The sequence below is a fragment of the Novosphingobium sp. PhB165 genome (genome assembly GCF_004341845.1).
GTDB lineage: Bacteria > Pseudomonadota > Alphaproteobacteria > Sphingomonadales > Sphingomonadaceae > Novosphingobium.
The window spans coordinates 459,003-476,778 of record NZ_SLVB01000005.1 but is presented as its reverse complement, the minus strand read 5'-3'; the positions used below and the strand labels follow the sequence as shown (position 1 = coordinate 476,778).

Sequence of the window (17,776 nt, the reverse complement as noted above, 5' to 3'; positions counted from 1 at the left end):
AGGTTGCCCTGCCCCGTCGCCATCGCCAGACACTGGAGACAGGTAGGGGGAAGATGGATCGGGGCGGGAAAAGGCCGGGTTCACCGGATGAAGACAACGGGAAGCAATTTCCCAGGAGCCGAGGAATATCGATGTCCGTCTCTGACCAGATTGCAGCCCAGCTGCCTTACCTGCGTCGCTATGCCCGCGCGCTGACCGGATCGCAGCATTCGGGCGACGCCTATGTCCGCGCCACGCTGGAAGCCGCGCTGGCCGACAACACCCTGCGCGACGAGATCGCCCGCAGCCGCGCGGCGCTCTACGCCGGTTTCACCCGCATCTGGGCGACCGGCCACGTGGACGAACCCGCGCCGATGCTGGACGTGGACGGCGCCGAACAGGCCGCGCAGACGCGGCTGGCCAAAGTGGCCCCCACGCATCGCCAGGCGTTGCTGCTCACCACTGTCGAGGAATTCTCGCGCGAGGATACGGCCCGGATCCTGGGCGTCTCCCCGACGGATGTCGACGCGCTGGTCATGCAGGCGGTGATCGAGATTGAGAGCGAAAGCACGACCGAGGTGCTCATCATCGAGGATGAGCCGCTGATCTCGATGCAGCTTGAAGGACTGGTGACCGAACTGGGCCACACTGTCGTCGGCACGGCGGCCACGCATGCGCAGGCGGTGGAGATTTTCGCACGCAGCCCCGCCGGGCTGGTGCTGGCCGATATCCAGCTGGCCGACGGCAGCTCGGGCATCGAGGCGGTGGAAGACCTGCTGCGCTTCGGCGACGTGCCGGTGATCTTCATCACCGCCTATCCGGAACGCCTGCTGACCGGCGAGCGGCCCGAACCGACTTATCTGGTGACCAAGCCGTTCCAGGAAGCCACCGTGCGCGCGGCGATCAGCCAGGCGCTGTTCTTCGCCCCGGGCCGATCGATCGCTTGAGCCGCTTACTGGGCAGCGGCCGGAAGGCGCTGCCCAGTGAAAATCCGGGGCCCAGTGAAAATCCGGGGCCCAGTGAAAATCCGGGGTTCAGTAAAGAACCGGGCGCTCGCCCGCGTCGATCGGGGGCAGCACGCGCCCAAACCGGTCACGCGGGGCTTGCGCCTCAAAATCGATTTCGGGCGGATTGAAGCCGAGATGGCGAACGATGGCTTCGTGGAGCGGCGTATCGAAACGCACGCCCGCGCAGCCGTCGTGTGCCCAGACGACCAGCCCGTTCGCCCTCTGGATACCGCCGAGAGACACTTCAACCACGTCGCCTACCGCGACCGGCAGCTGCGCGACATCCAGCATGCCACCGCCAACCGAGAGGTTGTAGAGGAAAACGCTGCCGGATTGCTCGCCTATGCGGCACTCGACCTTCTTTTCCACGATATGCCGATCCCAGGCACGCGAATCCATGACTTACCCCCTGAAATGCACTTTCAGAGCCGGGTTACATTCCGTTCACTTAAATAAGAGTGAAATAATCCGAAAGAACGAGCCCCGTGAAACTCCGCGCAATTGCGTGAACAGGCGTTCCGAACCTTCTCCGTCGCGCCGAAGGGTGAACGAATTCGGCACTGAATATGCGACCTCAGGGTCCGACTAATCCCTCAATATCGAGATGGGCTATCAGACCCCACTCCGTCGCCCCCGCGAAGGCGGGGGCCCCGCTTTCTTGGCGACCTCTCGCCCTGCACGGCAGAAGCGGGATCCCCGCCTTCGCGGGGATGACGGGTTTAGAGATGACGGGTTGTACGGTGGATTGCAGTTTGCCGGTTCGCCAGCGCCCTAACGACGCTCACTCCGCAGCGCGAACTCGCGATTGAAACGCACCGGCACCTTGAGCCGGCACTCCACGCCCTCGGGCAGGAACTGGAGCTGGACTTCCGCCTTCAGCTCATGCGCCACGATCTTCTCGATCAGGTCCCGCCCGAAGCCGCGCTTGGCAGGCTCGGCGACCGGCGGACCGCCCTCCTCGCGCCAATGGACTTCCGCCAGTTCAGACGAAAGGATGGACCAGTGCACGTGGATACGGCCCTCCGCCCGCGTCAACGCGCCGTACTTGGCGGCATTAGTGGCCAGTTCGTGGATCGCCAGCCCCAGCGACATCGCATCGTTCGGCGCCAGCTTGATATCGGGCCCGGACATTTCGACATGCCCCTCGCTGCCCTCCATGTAAGGCGCCAGTTCCGATCGCACGACATCGCCCAGCGCCGCATGGCGCCAGTCCGACTGCGAGAGCAAGTCATGCGTCGCCGAAAGCGCGCGGATACGGGCAGTGAGGCTGTCGGTGAAGTCCTCGATATCGGTGGCGCGGCGGCGGGTCAGCGCGGCGATCGAGAGCACGTTGGCGAGCGTATTCTTCACGCGGTGATTCAGCTCGCGCGTCAGTGAATTGCGGATCGCCGCCTGCCCCTGAAGCCATTCCAGCACGCGCCGATCCTCGGCCGCGCGGCGGGTGATGAAGCGCCCGATAGCCATGACCATCAGCGAGGTCAGCGCGCCGAAGAACAGCGTGATGCGTGAGGCGGTGGAGAGCAGCCCGACCTTGCGGTCGCTGATGACCACGACCCAGGTGTGGCTGCCCACGTCGATCTGCCGCTCCATCGTCGGGCCGGTGACCCCGTCGCTCTGCCGTTCGGCCAGCAGGTTTTCGGGCGCGACCGAGCCATCGTAGACGGCGACGTCGATCTGGTCGTTACGGTAGAGTTCGGCGGCGGACGTGAGGAAAGTCTCCGCGCGGAATGGACTGTAGACGAAGCCCTTGACCTGCCGGTGCTCGCCGCTGCCGACGATCACCGGCATGTAGATGAGAAAGCCCGCCGCGTCCGGATTGTCGGCATCCTGCACCAGATGCACTTTGCCCGAAGCCACCGGCTTGCCGAGCTTCATCGCCCGCTCCATCGCCGCGCGCCGCACCGGGTCCGAGAACATGTCGTAGGCCAGAACCTGGCGGCTCTCCGGGTCCTGCGGTTCGATGTAGACGATCGGGGTCACATACTCCTGCCCGACATCGGGCCGGGGATGGACCAGCCATTCGGGATCGCGGCTTTCCTGAATCGCCACTTCCACTTCGGAGAGGTGGTCCACACCGATCAGCGGGGCCCAGCCCATTCCCAGCGAGCCGTAGAGATCGCCCTTGCCCTGCAAGTCTTCGGCGAAAGCGCGGAACTGGTCCTCGCTGACGTCCTCCTGGCTGGCGAAGAGCGCCCCGCCGGCCCGCAGCAGCGCGATGTTCTCGGTAACGCGGCGTTCCAGCGCCGAGGCGATCTCGGTCAGGTTGCGGTCCAGCTCGACCCGGCGGGTCTGCCGGTCGGCGCGTTCGATGGCCATGACCGACACCGCCGTCGTGATCGAGGCGATCACGAAAAGCAGGAATGGCCAGCCGCGCGGATACTTGTGGAACCAAGCCTGCTTCTGGACCCTGTCGAGCAGAGCCTGATCAATCACCCGGTAATTCCCGCAAGTTCACGTTCGGCTCCGCGATAGGCATCCCGGTGACTAAGGACAATTCGGAAAAAGGGCGAGCCGGAAAGGCGCGGGGCGGGGCACATGTGGCAGGTCATCGCATGCGAGGGAACCATGAGCGAGCCGGATTGTTCCAATGAAAACGATGCTTGCCTATCACGACCCCACCAAGACGCCCGGGCATCCGAAAGCGAACTCCCATTCGGGCCCGACGCAAACAGCGGAGGGCCCGAATGGGGCTCGGCGGACGAGCCCGATCGACGGTCCAACGATGGTTAGCCCACGTGACCGATTTGTAATGCGCGGCTGGCGCCGCGCCGGCCTTGACCGCGTCCCGGTCAGCCCGCAAGTGAGCAGCTCGAAAGGGAGTTCGCATTGAATCAGCCTCCAGCACAAGGCGAGCCGGAACACCCCGGGCGGGATCCTTCCGGCATGCCTCCGGAAGCCCGAACCCATGCGCCCGCCGAAGGCGAGCCGGGCTGGGCCACGGGGTTGAGGAAGCTGTACAACTCCGTGGTCGACGAACCGCTTCCGGACAGCTTCAGGGACCTCCTCAAGAAGCTCGACGGAAGCGACGATGACTGATCGCGTCCGCCCCCACCCCGCCGAAGAGGCCTTCCGCGAGGAATTGCTCGGCGTGCTGCCGCACTTGCGCGCCTTCGCCCGCGGTCTTTCGGGTCGGCCCGACTTTGCCGACGATCTTGTGCAGGAGGCCCTCATCAAGGCCTGGACCGCGCGCGAGCGCTACACGCCCGGCACCAACATGCGGGCATGGACTTTCGCGATCCTGCGCAACCATTACTTGTCCGAACTGCGCAAGAGCCGCCGCCAGACCGATCTCGACGAGAGCACGGTGGAGCGCATGCTGGTGATGGAAGCGGATCAGGAAAGCCCGCTTCACCTCGGCGACATGGAAAACGCCTTGCAGAAGCTGGCGCCCGAGCGGCGCGAGGCGGTGCTGCTGGTGGGTGCCTCGGGCTTCAGCTACGAGGAAGCCGCCGATATCGCCGGCTGCCCGATCGGCACGATGAAAAGCCGCGTCGCCCGCGCCCGTGCGGATCTGAACCGGCTGCTGGAGGGCGATCCGGACCTTGTGGTCCCCAAGCCGAACCCTCACGGCTGAAAGCCTGCGCCGCAGGCCATCTCCACTTCGGCAACTCGACGGCAGAAACGACGTCTCCGGCACACGCGCCTTCGCGGCGCCCACATCCTCTTGGCGCCTTTGCGCCTTTGCGCGATTTCTTTCTTTTCTTCTCCGCGTCTCCGCGCCTCCGCGTGAATCCATTTAGCGCGCGATGCCGTCCCAGAAAACGGTTCGCGCGGAGGCGCGGACACGCGGAGGGGGAGAAAAGTAAGATTCGCGCAAAGGCGCAAAGATGTTGCTCTTCGGGGCAGCCTCCCGCGCTTCGGGGACCTTGCGGCTGGGGTAATGTTGCCGGAGACGGCGGCTTCGCCGCAAATGTCTGTTCCGGCGATGTGAAACGCGACCTGCCGGGCATCCGACAGGCCGCTTTTCGCGAGACGGGCCGTCAGCCCTTTGCAGTCGAGATCGTATGTTCGGCCATCGCCGCCCAGTCGCGCGCGGCGTAGCCGGCATCGACAGTCTCGCCCATGCGCGCGTAGACCGCGTCGAGCATCGGCAACTGGCCTTGCGTGCCCGTCGCCGTCTCGGCCGCCAGTTCCTTCGCCAGCCTCAAGTCCTTGAGGCCCAGAACCGCCTTGAAGCCCGGCTCGTAGACGCTCTCGGCAATGGCGCCCGAATAGTTCTGGTAGATGCGGCAGCCGAACAGCGTGCCCAGCATAAGTTCGAAGAAGTCCTCACGCGGGATGCCGAGGCCCTCGGTCAGGACGACCGCCTCAGCCATGCCCTCGATGGCCATGGTGATCATCATGTTGCAGGCGATCTTGGCGGCATTCGCGCGCGCAGCATCCTCGCCCATGTCCCAGACTTTGCCGGCAATCGCCGCGAAGACCGGATCGAGCGCCGCGCGGTATGCCGAAGGTCCGCCCAGAATCACGTTGAGCTGGCCTGCCGCCGCCACATCGGGGCGTCCGAGCACCGGGGCCGAAAGATAGCCCACGCCCGCCGCCTCGTGCCGTTCCACCAGTTCGCGGGCGAAGGCGACCGAAATCGTGGAGCAGACGAGATGCGTGACACTCTTCGGCGCACTGTCCAGCACGCCGCTGTCCAGCAGTACGTCGCGGATCGCGCCGTCTTCCGAGAGCATGGTCAGCACCACATCGCCCGCGAAAGCCTCGGCCGGAGTGGCGACCATTTCCACACCCTCGACCGCGCCGCCCGAGCGGTTCCACGCACGCACGCGGTGCCCGGCCTTCGCCAGGTTGTGTGCCATCGCGCTGCCCATCGCGCCGAGACCGATGAATCCGATGTCCATTTGAAAAGTCCTTGTTCGGGGGGAGTAAGTGTTCGGGAATTATGTGCCGGACTGGCGTGCGAAGGGCCGGACCGCCCTCAAGGCGATCCGGCCCCCGTAAAACCTGCCGTCAGGCCGGTCGGCTTACGCCGGGTAGGTCCAGGCCGTGCCGCGGGCGAAGTTCTCGCTGGCGAAGTCCCAGTTGATCAGGTTCTCAAGCACGGCCTTCACATAGGCCGGGCGCTTGTTCATCTGGTCGATGTAGTAGGCATGCTCCCACACGTCGATGGTGAGCAGCGGCACCGCAGCGGTGGTGATCGGGCAGCCGGCGTCGTGGGTCGAGATGACCTTGAGCGCGCCACCTTCGACCACGAGCCAGGCCCAGCCCGAAGCGAAGTGGTTGACCGCTTCGTTCGAGAGCGCTTCAAGCAGCGCGTCGACCGAACCGAAATCCTTGGTGATGGCAGCGGCCAGCGCTTCGCTCGGCGCGGTCTTGCTGGGGCTCATCGAGTGCCAGTAGAAACCGTGATTCCAGATCTGCGCGGCGTTGTTGAACATCGGGCCCGATGCCGACTTGGTGATTTCTTCCACCGACTTGTCGGCGTTCGGCGTGCCTTCGATCGCGGCGTTCAGCTTGTCCACGTACGTCTTGTGGTGTGCGCCGTGGTGGATCTCAAGCGTCTTGGCCGAGATGTGCGGTTCGAGCGCATCCTGCGCGTAGGGCAGCGGCATCAGGGCAATGGTCATGGCTGTCTTCCTGTTTCGGGTTATCAAGAACGTGGACTTCGAAGCGCCTGGACGTACCGCGCGTTCCGGGGACCGGCGGCAACGCATCGAGAAGGTCGGTGGGCTATGTCTGTCTTATTGCCAGACACTTCAAGCCCGGATTGGTCAAGCCCCGGCAGTGAAGCACATTTTGTCGACATTTCGAAGACAAGGCCTTCATTGCCAACATTAAGAACGCGCAAGGGACGGCAGACATGCCGCCATCCCTCACGCTGCCGTCCCCGAAACTGAATGTCCGGCAGGGGCCGGATGTCAGTGCGGGTTCTGCGCAGCCTGCTCGTCGGCCTTCTGGTCGAGCGCGGCGGCCGTGGCCTTGCCCTCATGTTCGACCGCTTCGGCCTTCTGGTCCATGGCGTCGGCAGCAGCGCCGGTCATCTGGTCGGCCTGATCGTGCATGGCATCGGCAGCGTTGTCCGAGGCCTGCTCGACTGCATCGGCCTGCTTCTCCGTGGCATCGTCGGCATGGCTGTTGCACGCGGCAAGGCCCAGCGAGGCGGCGGCGACTGCGGCGGCAAGGCCGAGGCGCGAGCCCGAGCGGATGATGGTGATCGAGGTCATGGTCTTGGCATCCTTTCCCATTTTCTGGTGTCTGCTCCGGGGGGCTTGGAGCCCCCCGGTCGCCGTCATGCTCAGCGGATCGAGCCGCGGCGGAACAGGTTGACGATCGCCAGCAAGATCACCGCGCCCAGGAACGAGGCGAACAGCGACAGAATATCGAAGTTACCGCTGGTGATCGGCGCCCCGCCGATCAGCGGCGTCACGAGGAAGCCCGCGATCAGCGCACCGACGACGCCGACGACGATGTTGAGGAAAATCCCCTGCTGCGCATCGGTGCGCATCAGGATCGAAGCGAGCCAGCCGATGACGCCACCGACCACGAGGATAAGAAGAAGTGTCATTGTCAGATCTCCGTAATGGGTCGAAGTACCAACATAACGGGCCGCTACGATGCGAGTTCCTGCGCCGCAGCAACATTTCGTCGTATTCCAACCGACTTGGCCGCATGGCGAATCGGGCGAAACCAATTGCTCCTGCAACTTGTTCCCATGAGCATGAAGCGATGGGACATCATTCGGGACGACCATTCACGGAGTGCATTGGCGGCACTGGCCTCGGCAATTGTCGTCGCGACAGGGTTCGCGGCGCTGGTGCTGGGGCTCGATCTGCGGCAGCCGCCTCCGGGCCCGCGCCTTGCGCTGGTGGCGATTCTGCCAGCGCGCGAAGTGGTGCCGCCTCCCCCGCCGCCGCCGCCTCCTCCTATGCCCCGCCCGAAGCATGATGCGGCCAACCGCGCACCTGCCTCCGAGGGGCGCAAGGCGCCGCCGCTCGCCATTCCGCTGCCGCCGCTGGTGCTGGCCTCTCCCCTCCCGGTATCGATGGCAGGCACCGGCACGGGCGATGCGGGTTCAGGAACCGGCGCGGGCGGAAATGGCAACGGAACGGGCGGCGGCGGAAATGGCGGGAGCGGCGGAAATCTCAATTCCGGCGTCGCCACGCTGCCGCGCCAGACTGCCGGCCGAATGCTCTATTCCGACTTGCCCGAAGATTTGCGCAAGGCCCGCGCGGGCGGCGAACTCACGGTGCGCTACCGCATCGGCACCGACGGACTGGTCAGCGGCTGCACGGTGCTCACCTCCAGCGGACGGCCCGATCTTGACGCCGCCACCTGCGACCACATCACCCGCCGCTTCCGTTTTCGCCCGGCACGCGATGCTTCGGGACAAGCCGTGCCTTTCGTCATGACCGAGACTCATGGCTGGGATAATTCCGCAGGTACCGAGTGAGGGCCCCCGTGACCTTGCGCCGCAGGGGCGCTAGGAAGCCGCCCAAGAACCGAATTTTGAGAGGAGCACCCATGCCGACGATCGACGCAACCCACGCGCCCACGCTGCGCTCCTGGGTCGAAAGCGCCAATGGGCACCGGGACTTTCCGATCCAGAACCTGCCGCTCGGGGTGTTTTCGCGCGGGGATGAGCGGCCGCGTGGCGGTATCGCCATCGGCGACATGATCCTCGACCTTGCGGCGCTCGCGGGCTCGGGCCTGGTCGAAGGTGCCGCGCTCGACGCCGCCCGCGCGGCCTCGGCCGACAGTCTCAATCCCTTGCTGGCACTGGGCGCGGGCCCGCGCGCCGCGCTGCGCCGCCGGGTCTCGGCACTGCTGACCGAAGGCGGGGCCGAGCAAGCCGGTGCCGGCCGCTCCGAAGTCGAGCCGCTGCTGGTGCCGATGGCCGAAGCCACGCTCCACTTGCCCGCACGGATCGGGGACTACACCGACTTCTACGTGGGCATCCACCATGCCACCAATATCGGCACGCTGTTCCGACCGGACAATCCGCTGCTGCCCAACTACAAGCACGTCCCCATCGGCTACCACGGCCGCGCTTCCACCGTGCGTCCCAGCGGCGCGCCGGTGATCCGCCCGCAGGGCCAGACCAAGGCGCCCGATGCCGAGGCGCCCTCTTTCGGCCCGATCAAGCGGCTCGATTACGAGCTGGAACTGGGCGTGTGGATGGGCACCGGCAACGCGCTGGGCCAGCCGATCCCCATCGGCGAGGCGCTGGACCATGTTGCCGGGCTGACCCTGCTCAACGACTGGTCGGCCCGCGACGTACAGGCCTGGGAATATCAGCCGCTCGGCCCGTTCCTCTCCAAGAACTTCCTCACCACGGTCTCGCCCTGGCTGGTGACGATGGAAGCGCTGGCGCCATTCCGGATCGCCCAGCCACCGCGTCCGGAGGGCGATCCCCGGCCCCTGCCCTATCTGTGGGACGAGGCTGATCAGGCTGGCGGCGCGCTGTCGCTGGAGCTGGAAGTCTTCCTCTCCACCGCGAAGATGCGCGCGGCGGGCATCGCGCCGGTGCGGCTCAGCCATGGTCCGGCCGCGAACATGTATTGGACGGTCGCGCAGATGGTCGCCCACCATGCCTCCAACGGCTGCGAGATGAACACCGGAGACCTGCTGGGCACCGGCACCATCTCGGGCCCCGACGACGGCACGCAGGGCAGCCTGATGGAGATCACCCGCTCGGGCCGTCAGCCGATCACGTTGCCCACCGGCGAGACGCGCACGTTCCTTGAGGACGGCGACGAACTGGCCCTTGCAGGCCGCTTCGTGACCGACGGCGCAGTGTCGATCGGCTTCGGCGGCTGCACGGGCACGGTGCAGGGATAGCGCGCGCTATTCCTTGAGCCACCCCTGCGCGCGATACCACTCGGCGGTCGCGCGCAGGCCGTCGGTGGTAGCTATGCGCGGCTCCCAGATTGCGGGCGGAACGCGTCCGGCGGCGCCCACCACCCAGTCCGGGTGGCTGAAATAGGCGGCGCGGTCTTGCGTCATCTTGGCATTGGCGCCGCGCAGGAAATTGTCCCCCTTCGCCGCCATCATCAGCGCCCGGGGCGAAAGGCCCAGCACGCGCACGCGCTTGCCGACCGCGAAGCCGATCGCCCGCGCCATCTCTTCGTGAGACCAGCCTTCGGTCCGGCCGTCGTCGGGTTCGAAGATGCGCCCCGTCACCGGCTCGCCGCCGGGAACCAGCGCCACCAGCAACCGCGCGAGATCCTCGACATGGATCATCGAGGCGCGCCCTTGCTTCGGCACCGGAACCACGCCCCAGCGGGCAGAGCGGAACAGCTCGAACATTTCCTTGTCGCGCGGACCGTAGATCGCGGGAGGACGCACGATGGTCCATTCGAGCGGGCTGGCCATGACCAGCTTCTCCGCCCGCGCCTTGGACGCGCCATAGGCCGAAAGCTGCGGCTCGCGCGCCGAAAGCGAGGAGACATGGATGAACCGGGCGATGCCCTTGATCACTGCCGTCTCGATCAGGTTGAGCGTGCCGGTGACGTTCCCCGCCTCGAACCCGGCGGCATCGGGGGCGTTGACCACGCCCGCCACATGCACCACCGCCTCGGCCCCGCGCGTGAGCAGGGAGAGCGACGCGGTATCGCGCAGTTCCCCGCGCACCCAGGTGACATGGGGATCGAGCAAGGGATTCGCCGGCTGCTCGCGCCGGGTCAGCGCGCGCACGTGATAGCCCGCCCGCACCGCCTCTTCGAGCACGGACTGGCCAACGAAGCCGGTGGCGCCGGTTAGCGCGATGACGGGACGGTCGCTCTGGTTCATGGTCTTTGCACGGCTCATGCCTTTTCCGGTCGCGCCTTCAGCACCATCTGGTCGCGGTGGACGACCGAGGAGCGCGGCGCGTAGCCGAGCACGGCGGCCTGATCGCTGGAATGCAGGCCCTGGATCGCCGCGCATTCGCCGGCGGCATATTCGGAAAGCCCATGGGCGATGACGTGGCCCGCCATGTCCGCCACCGCGACCGCGTCGCCGCGCTCGAAAGTGCCGTCCACGCCGGTAACGCCCTTGGCGAGCAGGCTGGAGCCGCGCAGCAAGGCAGCGGCAGCGCCGTCGTCGACGCGGATCGTGCCGGTCAGCCGCAGTCGTCCGCCCAGCCATGCCTTGCGCGCGCCGGACTTGCCGCGCGGCATGAACAGCGTGCCGATCCCGTCGCCTGCAATGCGGCGGATCGGGCTTTCGTATTGGCCATTGCCGATCACCATGGCGATCCCGGCCAGTTCGGCGATTTCGGCCGCCTGAAGCTTGGAGATCATGCCGCCCGAACCCATGCCCGAATTCGATTCGGCGCTGGCCATGGCGCGCACCTCGGCGGTGACGCCCTCGACTACCGGGATCATCGCCGCGCCCGGTTCCTTCGGGTGACGGTCGTAGAGGCCGTCGATATCGGAGAGCAGCAGCACTGCGCTTGCCTGCGCGGCCTGCGCCACGCGGGCGGCAAGACGGTCGTTGTCGCCAAAGCGGATCTCTTCGGTCGCCACCGAATCGTTCTCGTTGATCACCGGCACCGCGCCCGCATCCAGCAGGCGGCCGAGCGTGGCGGTGACATTGAGATAGCGGCGGCGCTCCTCAAGGTCTTCCAGCGTCAGCAGCATCTGCGCGGCCGTGAGGCCATGCGCGCCCAGCAATTCGGCCCAGAGGCCCGATAGTGCGATCTGGCCGACCGCCGCGCTCGCCTGCGCATCGGCCAGCGAGCCGCGCCCACCCTTGTCCAATCCCAGCGTGGCCGCACCCAGCGCGATTGCGCCCGAGGAGACGACGATCACCTGCTGCCCGCGCGCACGCGCCTCGGCGATTTCGGCGACCAGCGCGGTCAGCCATGCGCGGCGAACACCCTCGCCGCCGACAAGCAATGCCGAGCCCACCTTGACGACAAGGCGGGGGCAGAGCTTCGGATCGAAAAGGTCAGGAAGACGGGCGATGGACATGTGCCGCCAGCCTCTAGGTGAAATGCCGCGCGCTGAAAAGCGCCCGCTTGCGAAACAATCGGCGCCCTGTCCCACTGCCGCAACGCCGGAAGGTGGCGCGTGGCTGCGACGGGATCAGTTCAGTGCGGCACGACGTGCCTGCCGGGCGCGGAACATCTCGTGTCCGCTGACCAGCAGGATACCGGCGATGACCATCAGCGCTCCGGCGATGAAGGCCGGTTCGAGTCGCTCGCCCAGCAGCGCCACGCCGAACGCGACGCCGAACAGAGGCGTCATGAACGACAGGACGCCAAGGCGGGAGGCCAGATAGACCCGCAGCATCCCGAACCAGACGAGCAGGCTCACCAGCGAAACGCCGATGGTCTGGAATGCAAAACTGAGGCCCAGCAGCGGCGTGACGGTCACTTGCGTCTGCCCGGTCGCCAGCGCCAGCAGGCCGAGCAGCACGAAGGCGCCCAGCAACTGGTAGAGCGTGGTGACCGTACTCGGCGCGTGGGAAAGGCGGGAGAAGCGCAGCGTCAGCGTCGTCGCGCCCCACGACGCACCGGCGCCGATGCCCATGAGGTCGCCTATCCACGCCGAATCATGTCCGGGTCCGCCGTGGGCGCCGCCCAGGAACGAGACCGCGACACCGGCAAAGGCCGTGACGATCCCCAGCCATTGCAACGGGCTCAGCCGCTCCTCGGGCAAACGGAAATGGAGCCCCAGCGCCGTGAAGATCGGCGCGGTGTAAAGGAAGATCCCCATGTGCGAGGCGCTGGTGAACCGCAGCCCCTCCCCCATAAACAAGTATTCGAGCGCGAAGAGTACGCCGATGGCGAGCCCCGGTTTCCAGGTACCCCCGCGCAGTGCATGGCCCTCGCCACGCACGAAAACGAGCGCCGCGATCACCACCGCAGCAAGGCCGGAACGCAGCGAGATTTGCAGCACCGGCGCCATGTCCGGCCCGGCCGCCTTGAGCGCCGTCTGCTGCATGCCCCAGATCGCGCAGAGGCCAACCATCATCAGAGCCGCGCGCCCGTCCACGGGCCTGCGCTGGTTCACATTCGAATCCATCATGGCGGGTGCCTTAATGGCTCCCCGGTCCGCGAGAAAGCACCATCAGTTCGTCAGGCGCTCGGATCTGTAGAAACGATTCAGATCGCCTGGTTTGGCCAGAACCGCCATCGGCAGCGCAATATCGGCCAGCAGTTCGCGGTAGCGCCTGCGATTGCGCGGCGTGACCACGGCGATGTGATGAAGCATCTGCCATTTCAGGCTGTCCCTGCCCCCTGCCAGCCCGCCGATGCGGTCATGCTCGAACCAGCAACGGCGAACATAACGCCAGAGGCTTGTCAGAGTGGACGTTTCGAGCAGGATCATCCCCGTGGCACGCGCAAGGCGTTGCGGCAGGCAGCGGGAATAATTGCCTTCGATCACCCAGCGCTCACCCGTAATCGCGGCGTCGTGCAAGGCCGTGAATTCTGCGTAAGGCCGCGGAACCCAGTCGGTCTGCGGTTTATGGTGCAACTGATCGAGATGGATCGCCGGAAGCCCCCGCGAGGCTTCTATGGCCGCCGCCAGCGTGGACTTGCCACTGCCCGACGGCCCCATGATGCAGATGCGCGGCCCCAGATCGTCAAGCGAAACGGCCGCGCTCTTGCATGTCAGATCGGCGACCACGGCTTGTCGTCAGCCTCTTCGCGCTCGCCGTCGGGGCGTTCGGTGACGGTTGCGGCGGGAAGGTAGTCGATCACCGCGTCGAGCAGCTTCGACATGCCCTTGCCGGTAGCGCCGGAGATCGGGAACACCTCGTCGGCACCGGCCTTGAGCAGTTCCTTGGCGTATTCCTCCGCCAGCGCATCGTCGACGAGGTCGATCTTGTTGAGCGCGACAAGGCGCGGCTTGTCCTCAAGCTCGCCGCCATAGGCCTCAAGCTCTTCCTCGACGATGCGCATCGCCTCGACCGGGTCGGTGTTCGAGATGTCGATCAGGTGGACGAGCACGCGGCAGCGCTCGATATGGCCCAGGAAGCGGTCGCCGATGCCCGCACCATCGGCAGCGCCGGCGATCAGGCCCGGGATGTCGGCCAGCACGAACTCGCGGTTCTTGTGCATGACGACGCCCAGCTGCGGACGCAGCGTGGTGAAGGCATAGTCGCCCACCTTGGCCTTCGCGTTCGAGAGCTTGTTGATGAAAGTGGACTTGCCCGCGTTCGGCATGCCGACAAGGCCAACGTCAGCCAGCAGCTTCAACCGCAGCCAGACCCATTGCTCCTGCGCCGGGATGCCGGGCTGGTGCTGGCGCGGGGCGCGGTTGGTGGAAGTCTTGTAGCTGGCATTGCCGCGCCCGCCCATGCCGCCTTCGAGCAGCGTCACGCGCTGGCCCGCTTCGGTCAGGTCGGCCAGAACGGTCTCGCGATCCTCGTCGTCGACGATCTGCGTGCCCACCGGCACCTTGATGACAAGGTCCTTGCCCGCCGCGCCATTGCGGTTCTTGCCCATGCCATGGCCGCCGCGCGGGGCCTTGAAGTGCTGGGTGTAGCGGAAGTCGATCAGCGTGTTGAGGCCGGCGACGGCCTCAAAGATGATGTCGGCGCCCTTGCCGCCATTGCCGCCGTCGGGGCCGCCGTATTCCACGTACTTTTCGCGACGGAACGAGACCGCGCCGGGGCCACCGCCGCCTGAACGGATGTAGATTTTCGCCTGGTCAAGAAAGTGCATGGGTACGGTCCAGCGGGTTCAAAGACGGCCATGGGCGATCGAACGCCTCAACGCCAGATAAACAAAAAACCCGACCTTGTCGCGCATCCGCGCCTCGGGCCGGGGTAGAACCGGTTCATCCGGCTCAGATCAGATTTGAGCGAACTGGTGGAGCCGAGGGGGATCGAACCCCTGACCTCGTCATTGCGAACGACGCGCTCTCCCAGCTGAGCTACGGCCCCGTTCCAGTTCTGCCCCGAAGCGACGCAGCGCACCGGGAGCGCCCCCTTAGCGAAGAGATCCGCGCGTTGAAAGAGCAAAAATCGCAGGCCGGGAATTTTCGCGCCGCCAGAACGGCTTGCAAGACCGCCCTCCCTGCACCACCGGAAACGAACAAGCCGCCAGCCCGCATTACACGGGGCTGGCGGCTCGCATTATCACGGCACTATCGCGCCGCCAGATTGCCGACAGATTACTGGGCAAACGCCTGCTGCTGCGACTTGTTGGCCGGAACCGACGCCACCGGAGTGGTCGGCACCGGTGCCGCCAGCTGCGGAGCGGCCGAACCCGCGCCGTAACGGGATTCCCATGCAGCCAGATCGGCGCGATACTGATCGTAGCTGTTGAAGAACTCCATGTACGGAGCCTCCGCCTTGGCAAGGTCAGCCGCCGCAACGCTGTCCAGCTGGTTCGCCGGAACCGTCTGAAGCTCGGCAGCAAGACCGATCATGGTGTTGCAAAGCGCCGGCACGACCGGCGGCAGCGCGAAGAAGTTGTAGACCTGCGTCTGATAAGTCTCGCGCGTCTTGGCGCCCATTTTCGCGCCGTAACGGGTCACGTATTCCTTATCGAGCGCCTTGTTCGTCGCCGTCAGCGACTTGGCATGGCGAATCAGGAAATCCTTGTATCCCGCCAGGATCGGCCCGTGATCAGGCCCCATGCAGTTGAGCGCCGCCACGTTGTAGGCCGAACGCAGGTTCCACAGCGCCTGCGCGGGCGAGATGCCCGAATTGACCGTCGCGCGCATGCCGTTCGCGGCAAGCGCCGGGATCGGCATGTTGTTCTGTGCGCCTGCCGGCGGCATCGGCCGCGGCGGAATCACGACGGCCTGCGGCGGCGGCGGCGGCGCAACGGCCACCTTTTGCGGCCCACAGCCCGACAATGCGACGGCCAGAGAACCTGCCGTCAGCGAAAGGCCCCATGCCAGGCCGCGTTTGCTCAGGTTTACCACCCCGTTCACTCCAATGTCCTCGATCTTTATTAACTACCGTGCCGCGCCGCTAAAGAAAATGCCCGGTGCGACGAATCGAACCGGGCATGACAACAGCCATATGCAGAAAACGGTGGATTACCTGCGGTCGCCCAGGAAGCTCAGCAGGAACTGGAACATGTTGATGAAGTCCAGATAGAGGCGCAGCGCGCCCATCACCACCGCCTTGCCGACGAACTCGGTGCCGCGCAGGCTGTAGTACTGGTTCTTCAGCATCTGCGTATCGTAGGCCGTGAGGCCGGCGAAAATCAGCACGCCGAGGATCGAGATGCCAAGCTGCAGCGCGGTCGAATGCACGAAGATGCCGATCAGCATCGCGATCAGGATGCCGAACAGGCCCATGATCAGGAACGTGCCGAAGCCCGACAGGTCCTTCTTCGTGGTATAACCCACCAGGCTGAGGCCTGCGAAAGCCGCCGCCGTCGCGAAGAACGTCGTTGCGATCGAGGTTGCCGTGAAGACCATGAAGATGGTGGACATCGACAGGCCCATGACCAGACAGAAGCCCCAGTAGAGCATCTGCAACGTCGAAGTCTGCATGCGCTGGGCGCCGAAGCTCATCGCCATCACGAAGCCCATGGGCGCCAGCATGACCAGCCACTTCAGCGGCGAGAACATCATCTGCTCGGCATAGCCGGAACTTGCAAAGCCGAGAGCCACGATGCCCGAGAGCAACACGCCCGAGGCCATGTAGTTATAGATCGACAGCATGTAGCGACGCAGGCCGGTATCATACGCGACCTTGCCGCCTGTCCTGCCGTCAAGGCTCGGAGACGCACCGAAGCCCGTACGGGGCTGGGGGTCGTTCCAATTCGCCATGTCACACTCCCTTAGACGGGTACTCCGCCAAACGCGGAAACCCGGACAAGGCGAATATCGCCTCCGCCCGCCTTCATTTCAAGGAAAACCGGCTGTCCCACTATGTGTCAAAGTGTAAACAGACGCCGACGCCGCCTCGAAAATCCGGTCAGGTCCGAATTTCATGGTCTGCATCAGCCCTGTTTCCGGCCCGATCGAAGGCCGCCTTATCCCTGACGGGCTTCGGCGGCCATCTCGGCATTGCGGTCGTTGGAGGCCTGCATGGTGGCCGCGATCAGCTTCATCATGGCAGCATCGGCATCAAGCACGTTGAGGCCCGCGCGGGTCGAACCGCCGGGGCTTGCCACCTTGTCGGCCAGTTCGCCCGGCGAAAACGGCGAAGAGGCCGCCAGTTGCGCGGCACCCTCTACCATGGCCACGGCAAGGCGCCGGGCCTGGGAGGCTTCGATGCCCAGCGCCACGCCGCCCGAGGCCAGCGCATCGATGAAGCGGTAGACGAATGCCGGTCCGCAGCCGGTCAGCGCGGTGACGGCGCTGAACTGGCTTTCGTCATCGAGCCACTCCGGCGTGCCGAGCGGCGCCATCAGCGTGGTCACCATCGCCCGGCCGATCTCGTCAAGCCCGCGCGAATCGAGCGCGACAGGCGCCTTGCCGATGGCCACGGCGAGATTCGGCATGATGCGCAAGATCGCACCGGCATCGGGGAAGCGCGCGGCAAGGCTGTCGAATTCGACACCGGCGAGAATCGAGAACAGCACCGTCTCGGCGCCCACCAGCGGCGCGATGGCCGGGGCGGCGGCATCCAGCCCCTGCGGCTTGATGCCGAGCATGACGGCATCGAAACGTCCTTCCGCCGGAAGATCCTTCAGCAGGGTCACGCCTTCAGGCACTTCGGCGCGATTGGGGTCCACCACCGTGAAGCGGGACGCGGGGATACCGCTCTTCAGCCAGCCTTCGAGCATGGCGCCGGCCATATTGCCGCAGCCGACGAGCAGAATGTTCTGAAAGCGGTCCATATCATTTCCTTGGATCTTGGCGCGGGATCGCCGCCCCTGCGACAGGCGCGCCACTTAGGACAGCGCCGGATGCGTGCCAAGACCCAAGCACACGGAAGCGGGCCGG

The 17,776-nt window shown here is 65.8% G+C and carries 19 protein-coding genes and 1 tRNA gene; 5 read left to right on the top strand and 15 right to left on the bottom strand.

Features of this window, described 5'->3' with window-relative positions:
- Positions 1-131 precede the first annotated feature (131 nt).
- Positions 132-926, top strand: coding sequence for a response regulator (locus EDF56_RS16675; RefSeq protein WP_132389398.1), 795 nt, complete (start codon positions 132-134; stop codon positions 924-926).
- An 87-nt stretch (positions 927-1,013) separates the two neighbouring features.
- On the opposite strand, the gene EDF56_RS16670 is transcribed toward EDF56_RS16675, so the two are convergent.
- Positions 1,014-1,385: a PilZ domain-containing protein gene (locus EDF56_RS16670; RefSeq protein ID WP_132389396.1), complete on the bottom strand. Its 372-nt coding sequence runs from the start codon at positions 1,383-1,385 to the stop codon at positions 1,014-1,016.
- Between the two features lie 372 nt (positions 1,386-1,757).
- Positions 1,758-3,419: a CHASE domain-containing protein gene (locus EDF56_RS16665; protein WP_132389394.1), complete on the bottom strand. Its 1,662-nt coding sequence runs from the start codon at positions 3,417-3,419 to the stop codon at positions 1,758-1,760.
- 393 nt (positions 3,420-3,812) lie between these two features.
- On the opposite strand from EDF56_RS16665, the gene EDF56_RS25975 reads away from it, so the two are divergent.
- Positions 3,813-4,022, top strand: coding sequence for a NepR family anti-sigma factor (locus EDF56_RS25975; protein ID WP_243652662.1), 210 nt, complete (start codon positions 3,813-3,815; stop codon positions 4,020-4,022).
- Positions 4,015-4,560 carry a sigma-70 family RNA polymerase sigma factor gene (locus tag EDF56_RS16660; RefSeq protein ID WP_132389392.1) on the top strand — a complete coding sequence of 182 codons (546 nt, stop codon included), beginning with the start codon at positions 4,015-4,017 and terminating at the stop codon, positions 4,558-4,560. The genes EDF56_RS25975 and EDF56_RS16660 overlap by 8 nt, the downstream gene beginning before the upstream one ends.
- Positions 4,561-4,966: 406 nt before the next feature.
- Here the strand turns inward: EDF56_RS16660 and EDF56_RS16655 are convergent, their stop codons facing one another.
- The 4 genes from EDF56_RS16655 to EDF56_RS16640 form a co-directional block, all read right to left on the bottom strand.
- Entirely contained in the window at positions 4,967-5,833 is an 867-nt protein-coding gene (locus EDF56_RS16655) for an NAD(P)-dependent oxidoreductase (RefSeq protein ID WP_132389390.1), read from the bottom strand.
- A 123-nt stretch (positions 5,834-5,956) separates the two neighbouring features.
- On the bottom strand, positions 5,957-6,559 hold the full coding sequence (locus tag EDF56_RS16650; protein ID WP_132389388.1) for a superoxide dismutase: 603 nt from the start codon (positions 6,557-6,559) through the stop codon (positions 5,957-5,959).
- Positions 6,560-6,850: 291 nt separating this feature from the next.
- Entirely contained in the window at positions 6,851-7,156 is a 306-nt protein-coding gene (locus EDF56_RS16645) for a hypothetical protein (protein WP_132389622.1), read from the bottom strand.
- Between the two features lie 71 nt (positions 7,157-7,227).
- Entirely contained in the window at positions 7,228-7,497 is a 270-nt protein-coding gene (locus tag EDF56_RS16640) for a GlsB/YeaQ/YmgE family stress response membrane protein (protein WP_132389386.1), read from the bottom strand.
- Between the two features lie 147 nt (positions 7,498-7,644).
- Between EDF56_RS16640 and EDF56_RS16635 the strand changes: the two genes are divergently transcribed.
- A complete protein-coding gene (locus EDF56_RS16635; protein WP_243652649.1) occupies positions 7,645-8,382 on the top strand; it encodes an energy transducer TonB in 738 nt (245 codons plus the stop codon).
- A gap of 71 nt (positions 8,383-8,453) precedes the next feature.
- The gene (gene fahA, locus EDF56_RS16630; RefSeq protein ID WP_132389384.1) at positions 8,454-9,770 is read left to right on the top strand and encodes a fumarylacetoacetase; all 1,317 of its coding nucleotides are present in this window, start codon (positions 8,454-8,456) and stop codon (positions 9,768-9,770) included.
- Positions 9,771-9,776: 6 nt separating this feature from the next.
- Here the strand turns inward: fahA and EDF56_RS16625 are convergent, their stop codons facing one another.
- The 9 genes from EDF56_RS16625 to EDF56_RS16585 all read right to left on the bottom strand — a co-directional run bounded on the left by EDF56_RS16625 (position 9,777) and on the right by EDF56_RS16585 (position 17,670).
- On the bottom strand, positions 9,777-10,739 hold the full coding sequence (locus EDF56_RS16625; protein WP_243652648.1) for an NAD(P)H-binding protein: 963 nt from the start codon (positions 10,737-10,739) through the stop codon (positions 9,777-9,779).
- Positions 10,736-11,884 carry a glutamate 5-kinase gene (gene proB / locus EDF56_RS16620; RefSeq protein ID WP_132389382.1) on the bottom strand — a complete coding sequence of 383 codons (1,149 nt, stop codon included), beginning with the start codon at positions 11,882-11,884 and terminating at the stop codon, positions 10,736-10,738. Before proB ends, EDF56_RS16625 begins: the two co-directional genes overlap by 4 nt.
- Before the next feature lie 114 nt (positions 11,885-11,998).
- A complete protein-coding gene (locus EDF56_RS16615) occupies positions 11,999-12,943 on the bottom strand; it encodes a DMT family transporter (protein WP_243652647.1) in 945 nt (314 codons plus the stop codon).
- Between the two features lie 42 nt (positions 12,944-12,985).
- The gene (locus EDF56_RS16610) at positions 12,986-13,546 is read right to left on the bottom strand and encodes an AAA family ATPase (RefSeq protein WP_243652646.1); all 561 of its coding nucleotides are present in this window, start codon (positions 13,544-13,546) and stop codon (positions 12,986-12,988) included.
- Positions 13,531-14,586 (bottom strand): GTPase ObgE, encoded by a 1,056-nt coding sequence (obgE, locus tag EDF56_RS16605; protein ID WP_132389380.1) that lies wholly within the window; start codon positions 14,584-14,586, stop codon positions 13,531-13,533. Before obgE ends, EDF56_RS16610 begins: the two co-directional genes overlap by 16 nt.
- A gap of 145 nt (positions 14,587-14,731) precedes the next feature.
- Positions 14,732-14,807 (bottom strand) — tRNA-Ala (locus EDF56_RS16600).
- Between the two features lie 230 nt (positions 14,808-15,037).
- Positions 15,038-15,805, bottom strand: a complete 768-nt coding sequence (locus EDF56_RS16595; RefSeq protein WP_132389378.1) for a hypothetical protein — start codon at positions 15,803-15,805, stop codon at positions 15,038-15,040.
- 108 nt (positions 15,806-15,913) lie between these two features.
- Complete coding sequence (locus EDF56_RS16590; RefSeq protein WP_132389376.1) at positions 15,914-16,654, bottom strand: Bax inhibitor-1/YccA family protein; 741 nt, start codon at positions 16,652-16,654, stop codon at positions 15,914-15,916.
- A gap of 206 nt (positions 16,655-16,860) precedes the next feature.
- Positions 16,861-17,670 (bottom strand): pyrroline-5-carboxylate reductase, encoded by an 810-nt coding sequence (locus tag EDF56_RS16585; protein WP_132389374.1) that lies wholly within the window; start codon positions 17,668-17,670, stop codon positions 16,861-16,863.
- Between the last annotated feature and the right edge of the window lie 106 nt (positions 17,671-17,776).